The organism is Polycyclovorans algicola TG408 (genome assembly GCF_000711245.1).
Lineage (GTDB): Bacteria > Pseudomonadota > Gammaproteobacteria > Nevskiales > Nevskiaceae > Polycyclovorans > Polycyclovorans algicola.
The window spans coordinates 1,152,602-1,167,172 of sequence record NZ_JOMH01000001.1; the positions used below are offsets into that span (position 1 = coordinate 1,152,602).

Below are 14,571 nucleotides of genomic sequence, written 5' to 3' on the forward strand. Positions count from 1 at the left end.
CTTTTTGACCGGGCGGGCTGCAGCCCCAGTTACGAGACCGTCTGGCGCAGCAGCTGCTTCAGTGGCTCGCGAGTGAAGGCCTTGGGGCGCCGGGTGAGCACCGTGCACGGGTCTTCGGCCTTCAGTGCGAGCTCGGCGCGCGCCAGGTTGTCGTCGATGGCTTCACGATAGCGGTTACGGCCACCGAAGCCGTCGGCAAAATAGCGATGAACCGAGCCAAATTCGCCGTCGAGTCGTGTGCGGCGCATGGTTTCGTTGAACGGCTCGGTGGTCGCCAGCAGCGCCATCGCGTCAGGGTGATCGCACGCGGTGCTGCCGGGCGCTGCGGGACCGGCAAGGCCGCAGGCCACAAATTCCGGAAACAGAAAATCGCGGCATTTTTCGAGATAGCAGCGGTCAGCGGTCTGTGACATGAGATCGGCGGTGCCGAGCATGTGGCCCAGCACCCGGTCAGCCTCGGTCGGCACCTCAAGAGTGTCGAGTGGAATCTCGAAACCGGTGAAGTGGATGAGTTTGGCCGCCAACTCGGCCTGTGGGCCCAACCCCAGCAGCGGCAGGTGCTCCCGCAGAAACGCCGCACCACGGGTGACATGGGTCAGGGTGTAGACCGCGCCGTTGTCGGCGGTATCCGACATGTGGCGCACATAGCCGGCGTCGTGAAACAGCGCGATAACGACGCCAAGAACGGCCCGATCAACGCCCAGCCGCTGCCCAGGCGCCACGGCACCGTCGTGCGCACTGATCAGCCGGGCGAAGGCCAGGGCGCCGTCCAGCGAATGGCGGGCGTCGTGATACGGCGTGTCGCAGCCCACGTAGCCGGGCAGTCTGCCGGTGAAAAGCTGGGTGAAAAGGCGGAAGCCGGCTTTCACGGGGGCCAGATTTGCGCTCGGGTCCATGCCGCGCAGGATGGCCAGCACCGCCGCCTCTACCGCGCGCGGGTCCGCCACGCAGACGGTGTCGGTCACATCAAAATCATTGCGGCGCGCGGCAGTCATGTCGAAACGATGGGTCCTTGCTCCAGCCAGTCAAGGGATGACATCACAGTTTGTTATCGGCAGATCGTACGGCTGGCAGACGACGTCAGTCCAGCGTGATGATCACCGGCGCGTGATCTGACGGGCGCTCGAGTTTGCGCGGCGCCTTGTCGACCCGCCAACCGGTGAGCCGCGCGGCGGCCGCAGGGCTGACCAGCAGATGGTCGATGCGCAGGCCCAGGTCGCGGCGGAAGCCGGCTTGTCGGTAGTCCCACCAGGTGAAGCGGCCCTCGGGTTCGGCGGCCAGCTCGAAACTGTCGGCGAGCGCCAAATCGGTGATGGCCTTGAGCGCGGCGCGCTCAGGCGGCGAGCAGAGAATCTTGCCCTCCCACTGCGCCGGGTCGTGGGTGTCTTCAGGCGTAGGCGCGATATTGAAATCGCCCATCACCACCATCTGCGAGTGGGCGGCATGCTCGGCTGCGAGAAAGTCGCGAAAGGCCGCCAGAAACCGCAGCTTGTAGGCGTACTTCTCGCTGTCGACCGCCTGGCCGTTGACGACGTATGCATTGACGATGCGCACGCCGTTGACCGTGCCGCTGATGACGCGCTTCTGCTCGTCCTCGAAGCCGGGGATGTCGTACGTCACATCCTGCGGCATCTCGCGCGCCAGCAGGGCCACGCCGTTGTAGGTTTTCTGGCCGTTGACCGCCGCCTGGTAGCCCGCAGCAGCCAGTTCGGCAAACGGAAACTGGTCCTCGGTGCACTTGAGCTCCTGCAGGCCAACCACATCGGGTTGCTCGGTGGCCAGCCAGTCGAGCAGGTGCGGCAGCCGCACGCGCAGGCTGTTGACGTTCCAGGTGGCGATCTTCATGTTTCACTTTCGTCGGTGAGCTTTATGTAGCGAACGTTGAGCGTGATGGCTTCCCGGTAACGAAGCACGAAGCAGTCGCCGTCCACGCGATAGAATCTCGCTACATTTTCTACATCTTCAGGGCATTTATCGCGGCTCAGAGGACGCCGCATAACTTCGCGAAGTACTAGCCGGTCAAGCTCGCCCTCTTGGTCAAGGAAGTATTCATCTAATACACCTGTATAGAGCCATGGCGCGCCAGAAAGATCGACAATGGCGCTGATGGAGATGAGGTCTGGCTGTTCGGCTCGTTTGAAGTCGGCCCCGCTGAGCAAGTAATACCAAGGTGCTGCTGAGAAACGCAGGAGACTGCTCAGCTTGGAGGTGGCTCGATCAAGTCGTCCCCAAGTCACGAGTTCGCGGAGCGCAAGTGGGGCCAGCCACGAAAATACAAGCAGGGTCGTGAAGTACAGTATTACCGGCCCTGCCTGATTCGCCACGGTGTCCAACGCTTTCGTCTGAATGGAAGCGTCTGAAGACAGTAGTGCTAGCACTATTCCGAGGCTTGCCTCCTGAGAAGTCAGACAATACGTCACGTGGACCCAGAGGAAGTGTAGGACGAGAGTCCACAGCACAGCTTCGGCGACGGTCTGTCCGAAGGGGGAGTAATCGAGCGAGGATCGCTCAACTCGCCGAGCTCGTGATCGAGCGATGAAGCCCGGTAGCAACACAACGAACACCACGAGTGCTGGCAGCGCCAGATTCATGGCCTTTAGCTGGCCTTGGCAACCACCATCGGTCTGTACTTTCGACTCCTACCGTCAGCAGTGATCGTGATAAAGGCGCTCTGATTCTGATGAGAATCCAAGTGGTTGGATTTCATCTGAAGGAACTTGCGCAAGTCGTTTCTGGCTGACTCATCAGCCAGAACTTTTTCGGCGAGAGAACTTTTCAGTGCTTTCATGTGGCCAATAATGCCATAAGTTTTCCGTGAGTTATGACCCTGGTCGCTGCCGGCTAAGGTTCAGCCGACTGAGGATTGGCTGAGTTGACCCGCTAGCCTTGATCAGTGTTTGGTGGGGTAGCTCCCTCATCGTTTTGCCTAGCCCCCTGCAGGGTTTTGAGGAAGGGAGTGATGAGGTCCATCGGCAGTGGGAAGACAATGGTCGAGTTCTTGTCGCCGGCAATGTCGATCAAGGTTTGCATGTAGCGCAACTGCATGGCCTGCGGCTCCTGCGAGAGCATGGCGGCCGCCTCACGCAGCTTTTCGGAGGCCTGCATTTCACCCTCGGCGTGAATGACCTTGGCGCGCCGTGAGCGCTCGGCTTCTGCCTGGCGGGCCATGGCGCGAATCATCGATTCCTGCAGATCGACGTGCTTGAGTTCGACATTGGTGATCTTCACGCCCCAGGGGTTGGTGGCCTCGTCGAGAATCTCCTGGATGTCGGTACTGAGCTTGCTGCGCTCGGTGAGCATTTCGTCCAGCTCGCGCCGGCCCAGCACCGAGCGCATGGTGGTCTGCGCCACCTGGCTTATGGCCTCGTAATAGTGCTCGACCTGCAGCTTGGCTTTGGCCGCGTCCACCACGCGGAAATACACCACTGCATTGACGTTGACCGATACGTTGTCGCGCGAAATCACGTCCTGTGGCGGCACGTCCATCACCACCGTGCGCATGTCGACCTTCAACATTTTTTGAATGCCGGGAATGATGATGATCAGGCCTGGCCCCTTGGTGGCGGTGTAGCGCCCCAGGGTCAGCACCACGGCGCGCTCGTATTCGTTGAGCACCTTGAAGGCCGAAAACAGGATGAAAACAACGACCAGCACGACGGGCAGCAGGGTGGTGAGCATGATTAGCGCTCCTTGTTCGCGGAAATGGGTTCAACGGTCAGGGTGAGGCCGTCACAGTGCAGCACCCGGGCCTCACTGCCGGGTGCCAGCGGGACGTCGGCGCGCAGTTGCCAGCGCTCGCCATCGATCATGCCCCAGGTTTGCGGGCCTTCCGATTCGAGCACCCGCAACCGGGCGCCCTCCGACACCGACAGGCCGGCGCTGACCCGAGTCTTGCGCGCGCCCCACAGCAGATACAGGGTGGCCGCCAGCAGGCCGCCCATGGCGATGGCAATGCCGGCGACCAACGACAGGTTGAGGCCGTAGCCGGGCACGTCGGTGTCCATCAGGAAGATCGAGCCGAGCACGAATGCCACCAGGCCGCCGAGGCCGAGCACGCCAAAACTGGGCGCGAACAGCTCGCCGATCATCAACGCCAGCCCCAGCGCGATCAGCGCCAGGCCGGTGTAGCTGACCGGCAGCATCTGAAAAGCAAAGAGCGCCAGCAGCAGGCAGATTGCACCCACCGTGCCGGGCAGAATCGCGCCGGGGCTGTAGCCCTCCAGCAACAAGCCGTAGATACCGGCCATCATCAGCAGGTAGGCCACGGTGGGGTTGGTCAGCGTCGACAGCAGCCGGTCGCGCCAGTCGGGCTCGATGGCGATGACCGGCAGCGCTGCGGTGGCCAAGGTCACGGTTTCTTCGTCATCGACGGTGACCTCGCGGCCGTCCAGCGCCTGCATCAGCGCCTCGACGCTAGCGGCCTGCAGGTCAATGACATTGAGCTCGACCGCTTCGCTGGCGCCAATGTTGGCGCCGGTGCGTACTGCGTCCTCGGCCCAGTCGGCGTTGCGACCCCGCAGTTCGGCCAGCTCGCGGATGTAGGCGATGGCGTCGTTGAGCACCTTGTTGGTCATCGCGTCGCCGCTCTCGGGCGTGTCTTCGGCTTCGGGGGGCGTCTCGTCGGCGTCGGCCTCGTCGTCTTCAGCTGCGTCTTCGAGTCGGTCCTTGGCCTCACCCGCCGGGGTTTTCGGCACCGGCATGGTGCCGCCGACCGGCACCGGGGTGGCCGACCCCAGGTTGGTGCCGGGCGCCATCGCCGCGACGTGGGCGGCGTACATCAGGTAAGTGCCGGCGCTCGCGGCGCGGGCGCCGCTGGGGCCGACCCAGCCCACCACCGGCACCGGCGTGTCGAGAATGCCCTTGATCATGTCGCGCATCGCCTCGGCAAGGCCGCCCGGCGTGTCGATCTGGACAATGATCAACTGCGCGCCGTCGTCCAGCGCCTGCTGCCGCGCGCGCTCGAAGTATTGGCTGGTGGCGGGGCCGATGGCGCCCTCGACGCGGATCAGCGCGGCGTGGTCCTCAGGCGGGGTCTCGGCCCATAGGCCGCCGACCAGACCTGCCAGTCCGGTCAGCAGGAGTAGCGCTGACAAGGCTTTTTTCATTGCGTCCGAGTATACGCAGCGAAAAAGTCAGCGCGTCAGTTCAGGCAGCCAGCAGCCCCGAATGCCGCAGCAACGCATCAGGCTCGGGCGCGCGGCCGCGAAATTCGGTGAACAGGTCAATCGCCGGCGCCGAGCCGCCACGCGCCAGAATGGCGTCGCGAAAGCGCTGTCCGGTTTGCGGATCGAAGTCGCTCTCTTCGAAGGCCGCGAAGGCGTCGGCCGATAGCACTTCGGCCCACTTGTAGCTGTAGTAGCCGGCCGCGTAACCGCCGGCGAAGATATGGCTGAAGCTCCACGGCATGCGGTTGAACGCGGGCGGGCGGGTCACGGCGACCTCGTCGCGCACCTGCTCCAGCAGCGCCAGCACCCCCGCCGTGTCGGCCGGCGGGTCGCGGTGCAGGCGCAAATCAAACAGCGCGAACTCGACCTGGCGCACGGTCGACAGGCCGCTTTGCCAGGTGCGGGCGCGCGTCAGTTGGTCGATCAGCGCCTCCGGCAATGGCTCGCCGGTCTGGTAATGCCGCGCAAAGCGCTTCAGCGTCTCGGGGTGATAGCACCAGTTCTCCATGAACTGGCTGGGCAGTTCGACCGCATCCCACTCGACGCCGCGAATGCCCGCAGCGCCGGCCTCGTCCACCTGCGTCAACAGGTGATGCAGGCCGTGGCCGAACTCGTGGAACAGGGTCGTGACTTCGTCGTGGGTGAGCAGCCCCGGCTCGTCGCCATGCGGCGGCGTGAAGTTGCACACCAGATACGCCACCGGCACCTGCAGGTCGTGGTCGCGGCGGTGGCGGCCCAGGCATTCGTCCATCCATGCGCCGCCCCGCTTCTGGTCGCGGGCGTAGGGGTCCAGATAGAACAATCCGGTGATTTCACCGTTGGCGTGGCGCACGGCGTAGGTGGTCACATCCGCATGCCAGGTGCTGATGCCGGCAATCGGCTCGATACGCACGCCGTAGAGCGACTCGACGAGGTCGAACAAGCCCTGGATCACCTGCGTGACCGGGAAATAGGGCTTGAGCACTTCGTCCGACAGCCCCAGTTCGCGGTCCTTGAGCTTTTCGCCGTAGTAGGCGGCGTCCCACGGCATCAGGGTTTCGGGGCCGCCGAGTTCGCGGGCGAAGGCTTGCAGCGCGTCCCACTCGGCCTGCGCACGCGGCCTGGCACGCTGCGCAAGATCGAGCAAAAAGGCCTCGACCTGCTCGACCGACTCGGCCATCTTGGTCTCCAGCGACAGCGCCGCCGGGTGTGCAAAGCCCAGCAATTCGGCCTTTTGCTGGCGCAGCTTCAAGATCTCCAGCATCAGTGGGCCGTTGTCGAACTTGCCGGCCAGCGGGCCCTGGTCCGAGGCACGGGTCACCCACGCGGTGTACAGCGTCTCGCGCAGATCGCGGTCGTCGACGTAGGTGATGACCGCGTCAAACGACGGAAAGTCGAGCCCGATCCACCAGCCGTCGAGGTTTTTCGCTTTGGCCTTGGCACGGGCCCGCTGCTGCGCCGACTCAGGCATGCCGGTGAGCCGCTGAGCGTCGGTGATGTGCAAGCCGTAAGCCTCGACGGCGTCCATCAACTGGCTTTCAAACTTCGAGGCCTTTTCGGACAGCGCCATCGACAGGGCCTTGTAGCGCGCCTTGTCGTCGGCAGGCAGGCCAATGCCCGACAGGGTGAAGTCGCGCAGCGCGTCGTTGACGATCTTCTGCCGGGTGGGCGACAGGGCGGCGAAGTCCTCACGCGCGGCGATGGCTTTGTAGGCCTCGCACAGCGCCTCAGACTGCGACAGTTCCAGCCAGAAGTCGGTGATCAGTGGCTGGCCTTCGTCATGCGCCGCGCGCCATTCCGGCGTGCTGGTGACGCTGAACAGGTGGCTGATTGGCCCCCAGGCGTTGGACAGCGCGTCGCTGACGTCGTCCAAGGGTTCCACCAAGGTTTCCCACGTCGGGTTGCGATGCTCGCTCAGGGCCTTGACGCGGGTGCGCTGGGATTCCAGCGTGGCTTTCAGGTGGGCGAGGGCGGCAGCGGGGTCCAGCGTGTCAAAGGCCGGCAGGGCGGGAGGAAGCACGTCAGACCGCATGGGGAGACTCCAAGAAATGCCGCAAAGTTTGATCAATTGATGTCGGTGCGCGCCGGGTCATTTCAAGTGGCCCTCAGGCCATCGCCAGACGGGTCTGAATCAGCGTTGCCAATACCGTGAACAGCGCAATGCTGACCCCCGCCAGCCCCCAGCCCTGCCACTGCTTGCGGCCCTGGATTTGCGCCTGCGGAACGGCCGAGAGCAGAAACGGACGGCGGTCGGGTGGGGCGCCGAGTACGTTGAAGTCGGGCGTGACGGCCTGCTCGACATGCTGCTGGCGCACGGTTTTCAGGGCTTCCTGCCGGGCGGAATGCCATTCCTCGACGCTGATTTCGCCATCCCCGTCGGCATCGAAGCGTTGCAGCAGGCCGGCTTTGTCGGCTTTCCATTTCGCCAGCAACTGGCGCACGTCGCTGCGTTCATCGAAGTCCTGGACGCCGTGCTGGGTGCGGAAGTAACCCAGCGCGCAGACTGCGTCGCCCAGTTGCAGCAACTGTTCGGTAAAGCGGTAGTTGCCGAAGCTCAGCCACTGGCGCTTGGCCGGTGGCGGTCCGGGGTGGCGACTGGGGCCGGTCCAACGACGTTTGAGGCTGGGAATCACCTGCGCGCCGTCGGGGTCGACGATGCACTCGCCGCTGCCGTCGCGTAGTAGGAACAGCTCGTCCGATTGGCGGTGATCAAGGGTTTGCCAGCGTGTTTCGCGACGTCCGTTGCGGTAGCGCGTCACCTTCTTCTCGATACGAAACCACCACCACGCGCACGGGGTGTGGCTCAGCGGCGAGATGATCTGTGGGCCGGGCAGCAGGTCGGCGTTGCCTTCAAGTTCGAGATACCCCTGCGCCGCACTGGCGATGCGCGAGGTGGGCAGGTCGGCGATCCAGCGTGCGTGGGTCAGGGCCCGAAGCCCAAAATAAAGCGCGCCGAGCGTGGCCAGCAGCAGCACCGCCACAACGCCATAAAACTGGGCGTCAGGCAGGGCGGCAGCGGTCGTGAACTGGGCGTCGAGTTGATCCAGCACGCGCAATCAACTTTCGAACAGGGCCTTGATGTCGGGGTTGCGCAGTTCTTCGGCAGGGAATTCCAGCAGCGTCGCCGCCTGAAAGCCGGTCATGCGGGCAATGATCACGTCCGGCACCTGCTCGATGCGCACGTTGAGCACGTTGACGCTCTCGTTGTAGAACTCGCGCCGGTCTGAAATCGCGTTTTCCAGCGCCGTGACCCGCGACAGCAGGGTCTGGATCGACTGGTTGGCCGCCAGCTCGGGATAGGCCTCGACCGTGGCGGTGATGTTGCCCAGCGCCGAGCGGATGATGCTTTCCGACTTGCCGATACCGCTGACGTCGCCCTTCTGTTGGGCCAGTTGCGCGCCCTGGCGGGCGGCCATGACGCGCTCGAGGGTGTCGCGCTCAAATTGCATGTATTGGCGGCAGGTTTCGACCAGCTTCGGCAATTCTTCGTTGCGCTGCTTGAGCAGTACGTCAATGTTGCTCCAGCTTTTCGACACCGCGTGCTTGAGGTTGACCAAAGCGTTGTAGATGACCACCGCGTAGAGCAGCAGCACCGCGACAATGCCCAGCCCGATAAACCACACCATCTGGCCCGCTCCCTTGTTCATCCATTAGACGCCCGGAGCATGCGTCAATCGCAGCCCCCGCGCTACCATTGCGCGGTCCGTGGCCGTTTCGCTAACGAGGTGATGCTGTGCAGAGACTGATCTTGACCGTGATTCTGGCCTTGGGCCTCAGTTCCTGCGCGGGCACGGCGGCGCTCAATTCCTTCACGCCCGACAGCGGCTACACCGTCGCCACCAACCTTCCTTACCAGAAGGGCAGTGGCCTGCGACTCGATGTCTACACCCCGACCGAGAGCGATAACGCGCCGGTGGTGGTGTTCTTCTACGGTGGTCGCTGGACCGACGGCGCCAAGGACGAGTTCAAGTTTGTCGGTGAAGCGCTGGCTTCGCGGGGCTATGTGGCGGTCATTGCCGACTACCGCAAATACCCGGCGGTGCGCTTCCCGGCCTTTGTTGAAGATGCGGCCAAGGCGGTCAAATGGGCCCATGACAATGTCGCCCAGTACGGCGGCGACCCGGGCAAGTTGTTCGTGATGGGGCACTCGTCCGGCGCCCACATGGCGGCGATGCTCGCGATGAACGGCAAGTATCTGGAGGCCGAAGGCGGCTCTCGCCAATGGCTGCGCGGCATGATCGGTCTGGCCGGCCCCTACGATTTCATGCCGATCTCGGCGCCCGACCTGCGCGACCTGTTTGGCCCGCCCGATCGCTTCGAGCAGTCGCAGCCCATCTTCTTTGCCGACGGACGCAACCCGCCGCTGCTGCTCATTCACGGTGAAGACGACGACGTCGTCTGGGTCAAGAACAGCCGTAACCTCGCCCAGGCTGTCGGCAATGCGGGCGGCGCCGTCGAGACCATCATTTACCCCAAGCTGGGCCACCGGCTGATCATCGCCAACATTGCCCGGCCCCTGCGTGGGCGCTCCGACGTGCTCGACAACATCAGCGAATTTATCAATCGGCGGGCCAACGAAACGCCGCGCGTTCGCGGCCCGGGCGTTCAAACCACGCCGATCGATCTGTAAGATTCGGCCCCCCGATTGCTGAAGGACACCCGCGAATGACCCGTCGCCTCGTGCTGCTGCGCCACGGCCAAAGCCAGTGGAACCTCGAAAACCGCTTCACTGGCTGGGTCGATGTTGACCTCACCGAGCAGGGCCGCGCCGAGGCCCGCGCCGGCGGCGAGTTGATGAAAGCCGAAGGCCTGCACTTCGACGTCGCTTACACCTCGGTGTTGACCCGCGCGCTGCGCACGTGCTGGATGGCGCTGGACGCGATGGACCAGCTCTGGGTGCCGACGCACAAGAGCTGGCGCCTTAACGAGCGTCACTACGGCGCGCTGCAGGGTCTGGACAAGGCTGAAACCACCGCCAAGCACGGCGAAGAACAGGTCAAGATCTGGCGCCGCAGCTACGACATTCCGCCGCCCGAGATGGCCGCTGACGACCCCGGCCACCCGGCACAGGACCGGCGTTATCAGTCACTGGACGCCAGCGCGCTGCCCGGCACCGAGTCACTGGCCACCACCCTGGTGCGCGTGCTGCCTTACTGGCATGACCACATCGCGCCCGACCTGAAAGCCGGCAAGACCGTGCTGGTCACCGCCCACGGCAACTCGCTGCGCGCGCTCTACAAGTACCTGAACAACGTCAGCGAAGCCGAGATTTTGGAGATCAACATCCCCACCGGCATCCCGCTGCTGTTCGAGCTGGACGACGCCCTCAAGGTGCAGTCCTACCGCTACCTGGGCGACCCCGAGGCGGCCAAACGCGCGGCCGAAGCGGTGGCCAATCAGGCGAAGGCCAAGGCGTGAGCCGATGGCGGTTGGGCTTCAGCCCGACCGCAAGATTCGGTATCGAGCTGAAGACGTCGCGTCACGCCTTGCCGCGATGCACGGCCACCGGCCCAAAACCCTGCACCACCGGCGTCAGCGACAGCGTGTTGACATTGACGTGTGCGGGCAGCGCGCTGCTCCAGTAGACCGCTTCGGCCACATCCTCGGCGGACAGCGGCTGGGTGTCGGCGTACACCGTCGCGGCTTTGTCGTCGTCGCCGTGAAAGCGCACGTTGGAAAACTCCGTGCCGCCGGCCAGACCCGGCTCGATGTTGGTCACGCGAATCGGCGTCTGGTACAGATCGGCCCGCAGGTTCAGCGAGAACTGCCGCACGAACGCCTTGCTGGCGCCGTACACATTGGCGCCGGGATACGGCCACTCTCCGGCCGTCGAACCAATGTTGATCACGTGCCCCCGACCGCGCGCCACCATGCCCGGCAGCACCGCGCGGGTCATGTGCATCAGCCCCTTGATGTTGGTGTCGACCATGCGTTCCCAGTCGTCCAGCTCGGCGCGCTGTGCAGGTTCCAGACCCAGCGCCAGACCGGCGTTGTTCACCAGTACGTCGATGGCCTGCCACGCCTCGGGCAGCCGCTGCGGTAGGCTGGCCACCGCCTCGGCAGCGCGAATGTCGAAGACCTCAACGTGTGCCTTGTCGCCCAACTCGGCGGCCAGCGCCTGCAAGCGCTCAGCGCGGCGCCCGGTGATGATCACGCGATGGCCCTCGGCAACATAACGACGGGCAATGGCGGTGCCGAAACCGGCACTGGCACCGGTGATCAAGACGAGCATGTCGGGGTCTCCGAGAACGGGGTTTGAGCAGAGTCTAAAAGCACACTGGCGACGTCGTGGGCCGGTGCGTGGGTTCCCCAGCCCCCGCCGCTCCGCGCCAGCGTCGTGGGCCGCGTCTTCAATGCCGACATGAGACCGTCCCCAGTCCTGCCGCGCGACATACATCCGCAACATCCGCTCGCTGCCAGAGGGCGACGGCCGCTCCCCACCTTGGGGTTGCCCGCGCCGCCACCGAAAACACCGAAGGCGCCCTGCGGCGCCTTCGGTGTTGCTGCTACTGCTCTGCGTTCACAACGCTCAGAAGCGGCCGCGAATACCCAGCGCGAAGCTGCGTCCGTATTCCTCGAACTGCAGCGTGTTCGCCCGGCTGCCCTGATACAGCTCAAGCGGGTCGTCGACCAGATTGCGGGCTTCAGCCAGCAGATCGAAAGCATCGGTCAGGCGATATGCCGCCGTGAGATCAAGCTGGCTGCTCTGCTCAACGAAGATGTCGAAGTTGCGGTCGTCACCCACTTCATCGATGAACTCACCGCGCTGCGAGTAGCTCAGGCGACCGCTGAACCGGCCGCGTTCGTAGCCGATGTAGAGGTTGGCCACCTCGTCCGGCGACTGCGGCAGCGAGAACGACTCGCCTTGACGCTCGGCCAGTTTCAGGTCGGTGTCGAGGAAGGTGAAGTTGGCGCCCACCAGGAAGTCGTTGAGTGCCGGCACCCACGCGCCCAACTGCTGCTCGACGTTGAACTCGAACCCGACAATGGAGGCCTCAGTGCTGTTGACCGGCCGGGTGACCTCAAAGCCCGCAAATTCGGGATCGTTGTCGGTCGTGAACTCGGCCACGAAGTTGTCGATGTCCTTGTAGAACACCCCGGCCGACAGTACCGCCCCGCCGCCCGGATACCAGTCCACCAGAAAATCGAGGTTCATCGACTCAAAGGGGTCAAGTTCCGGGTTGCCGACTTCCACTTCCATGTCCTCGCGATTGATGCTGGCGCGCGGCGAAATATCGGAGAAGCTCGGTCTGGCGATGGTGTTGGACCATGCCGCCCGCATCACCACCGTGTCGCTGGGCTCATAGCGCAGATGCACCGCCGGCAACACGTTGGTGTAGTCCGAATCAACACTGCGCGGATTCAGTGTCAGGTCACCGTTGACGTCGAACTCAAGCTGGTTGCCATCGGCCGAATAGTCGGTCTGCTCGACGCGCACCCCGGTGATCAGCTTCCAGCGCGACCACTCGACGGTGCCCATGACGTACCCCGCCAGAACGTTCTCGTCGGCGGTGAAGTCCTCGGCCGAGTTCAGTTCGAGATTCTCCTGTACATCCTGAGGCCGCTCGTTGAATTGATTCCGGTTGGCGGCGAAGAAACCCTGGAAGGCACGGCCGTTTATGCCGTCGCCGATGTCTCCGAACGGATAGCTGGGCGCGCCGGTGGTGAAGTCGTCAAGAATCACGGCGGCGACGTCGCGCAGTTCTGTCTCGTCGACATTCGAATCCTTTGACTTGAGCCGATAGTCAAGACCGGCCTTCATCACCAAGCCGTCAATCCCGAACGCCCGGTCACGTTCGGCATTGAAACTCAGGGTGGTGTCGTTATCGTCAACGGCAATCGGTTCCAGTACCACTCGGTCCAACAGGTAGTTGGCATTGCGCAAGTAGGTCGTGTCTGGCGCGCCAGCCGACAGGATCTCGAACGTGGGAATCCCCCTGCCTTGCGTGAACGTGGCATCCAGTGGCCCCAGGTCATATTCAAAGCGGCCCTCGCGCTCGTCGGGCACGCGCTCGCGGGTGATCGAGTGACCCAGCCGGTAATCCATCGTCCAGTCGCCGCGAATGTGTTCGGCGCCGATCGATGCCGCCACGGTGTCCTGCTCCTTGGTGCGGAAGCGGGTGCGACGACGGAATGAATCCGGCTCGATGCCCTCGTAAGTGCCATTCACGCCGTCGAAGTTGGTGAGGGTGCCGTCTTCAAACACCACGATGCTGCGCTGACGCTCCTCGGCGTCGGTGAACTCGCTGTACAGCATGTTGAAAAACACCGAATCGTCGAAGGTCGGGCGGTATTCAAGATTGACGTTGGCGCCAAGGCGCTCACGTTCGACAAAGTATTTGCGCTGCTGGGTCTCGATCAGTGCGAACTGCTCGTTGCCGGCCTGATCGGTGATGAAGTCGTAGGCTCCCTCGATGTTGTCCGACTCGAAGTCGCGGTTGACGTAGTTGGCGCCAATCGAGATGCCCAGATTGTCGGTACCCGAGCCGAAGCTCACCACCTGGTCGTAGTTGACGCGCAGATCCGGGTTGATCTCGTCGTTCAGCTCGCTGTACTCCGCCTCGGCACGCACCCGGAAGGGGTTGTCACGGTCGGCATCAAACGGCGAGCCGGACCGCACGTCGATGGCGCCGCCAATGGCATCGCCCGGCATGTCCGGCGTCGGAATCTTGGTCACTTCCAGCAGATCGACCGAGCCCGAGGGAATCACGTCCAGCGGTACCGCGCGATCACCCGCTTCCGGTGTGCCGATGCGCATGCCGTTGATGGTCACGGTGCTGAGATTGGCATTGACGCCGCGCACCGACACGAACCGCCCTTCGCCCTGGTCGCGGGTGATCGAGATGCCCGGCAGACGCTGCAGGTTTTCGGCCACGTTCTGGTCCACAAACTGACCGGTGTCGTCGGCCGACAGGTAGTTGCTGATGCTGTCGCTGGTGCGGTACCGGTTCAGCGAATCGTTCAGGGCGATGCGCTGCGAGCGCACCACAATGTTGTCCACGGCGGTCGGCTCTGCACCCACCGCGATGTCCAGATCGGTACGGGCACCGGCGGTCACCGTGGCATCGACGCGTTCGCTGTCGTTGCCTTCATAGCGAACGTCGAGCACGACCGCGCCGGTCGGCAGACCGGTCAGCACGAAGCGCCCGGCCTCATCGGTGACCACCGAGGTTTCGCTGCCAACCACCTGCACCCGGGCGCCAACCAGTGGCCGGCCGGTGTCGGCGGCACGAACCGTACCCTGCACCGAGCCGCTGCGGGCCACATCCTGCGCCTGCACAAAGTAGGGCGTGGTCGCCAGAAAGGCGGCGATCAAGCCGGCGTGATAACTGGAATAGCGCATCTCATGTCCCCTGATCTGAAATGGATCGTGTTGGTGTCCGGGCGGCGAGCGATTCGAGGTGGCGCTGCCCGGCCGTAATGCCCG

The 14,571-nt window shown here is 63.9% G+C and carries 12 protein-coding genes; 2 read left to right on the forward strand and 10 right to left on the reverse strand.

Annotated elements, in window-relative coordinates; all coding sequences use genetic code 11:
- Positions 1-29: 29 nt before the first annotated feature.
- The 8 genes from U741_RS0105555 to U741_RS0105595 form a co-directional block, all read right to left on the reverse strand.
- Positions 30-995, reverse strand: a complete 966-nt coding sequence (locus tag U741_RS0105555) for a hypothetical protein (protein ID WP_052378528.1) — start codon at positions 993-995, stop codon at positions 30-32.
- A gap of 85 nt (positions 996-1,080) precedes the next feature.
- Complete coding sequence (gene xth, locus U741_RS0105560) at positions 1,081-1,845, reverse strand: exodeoxyribonuclease III (RefSeq protein ID WP_029889493.1); 765 nt, start codon at positions 1,843-1,845, stop codon at positions 1,081-1,083.
- The gene (locus U741_RS0105565) at positions 1,842-2,591 is read right to left on the reverse strand and encodes a hypothetical protein (protein ID WP_029889494.1); all 750 of its coding nucleotides are present in this window, start codon (positions 2,589-2,591) and stop codon (positions 1,842-1,844) included. The genes xth and U741_RS0105565 overlap by 4 nt, the downstream gene beginning before the upstream one ends.
- 289 nt (positions 2,592-2,880) lie before the next feature.
- Entirely contained in the window at positions 2,881-3,678 is a 798-nt protein-coding gene (locus U741_RS0105575) for a slipin family protein (protein WP_029889496.1), read from the reverse strand.
- A gap of 2 nt (positions 3,679-3,680) precedes the next feature.
- Positions 3,681-5,093, reverse strand: coding sequence for an NfeD family protein (locus U741_RS0105580; protein WP_161776134.1), 1,413 nt, complete (start codon positions 5,091-5,093; stop codon positions 3,681-3,683).
- 52 nt (positions 5,094-5,145) lie between these two features.
- Positions 5,146-7,176, reverse strand: a complete 2,031-nt coding sequence (locus tag U741_RS0105585; protein WP_029889498.1) for a M3 family metallopeptidase — start codon at positions 7,174-7,176, stop codon at positions 5,146-5,148.
- Between the two features lie 73 nt (positions 7,177-7,249).
- Positions 7,250-8,194: a GIDE domain-containing protein gene (locus U741_RS0105590; protein WP_161776136.1), complete on the reverse strand. Its 945-nt coding sequence runs from the start codon at positions 8,192-8,194 to the stop codon at positions 7,250-7,252.
- Positions 8,195-8,200: 6 nt separating this feature from the next.
- Positions 8,201-8,791: a LemA family protein gene (locus U741_RS0105595; RefSeq protein ID WP_029889500.1), complete on the reverse strand. Its 591-nt coding sequence runs from the start codon at positions 8,789-8,791 to the stop codon at positions 8,201-8,203.
- 86 nt (positions 8,792-8,877) lie between these two features.
- Between U741_RS0105595 and U741_RS0105600 the strand changes: the two genes are divergently transcribed.
- Both U741_RS0105600 and gpmA read left to right on the forward strand, forming a co-directional pair.
- On the forward strand, positions 8,878-9,774 hold the full coding sequence (locus tag U741_RS0105600; RefSeq protein WP_043110205.1) for an alpha/beta hydrolase: 897 nt from the start codon (positions 8,878-8,880) through the stop codon (positions 9,772-9,774).
- Positions 9,775-9,809: 35 nt separating this feature from the next.
- Positions 9,810-10,562 carry a 2,3-diphosphoglycerate-dependent phosphoglycerate mutase gene (gene gpmA, locus U741_RS0105605; RefSeq protein WP_029889502.1) on the forward strand — a complete coding sequence of 251 codons (753 nt, stop codon included), beginning with the start codon at positions 9,810-9,812 and terminating at the stop codon, positions 10,560-10,562.
- A gap of 61 nt (positions 10,563-10,623) precedes the next feature.
- On the opposite strand, the gene U741_RS0105610 is transcribed toward gpmA, so the two are convergent.
- Both U741_RS0105610 and U741_RS0105615 read right to left on the reverse strand, forming a co-directional pair.
- Complete coding sequence (locus tag U741_RS0105610; protein ID WP_029889503.1) at positions 10,624-11,376, reverse strand: SDR family NAD(P)-dependent oxidoreductase; 753 nt, start codon at positions 11,374-11,376, stop codon at positions 10,624-10,626.
- Between the two features lie 297 nt (positions 11,377-11,673).
- Positions 11,674-14,487 (reverse strand): TonB-dependent receptor, encoded by a 2,814-nt coding sequence (locus tag U741_RS0105615; RefSeq protein ID WP_084154678.1) that lies wholly within the window; start codon positions 14,485-14,487, stop codon positions 11,674-11,676.
- Between the last annotated feature and the right edge of the window lie 84 nt (positions 14,488-14,571).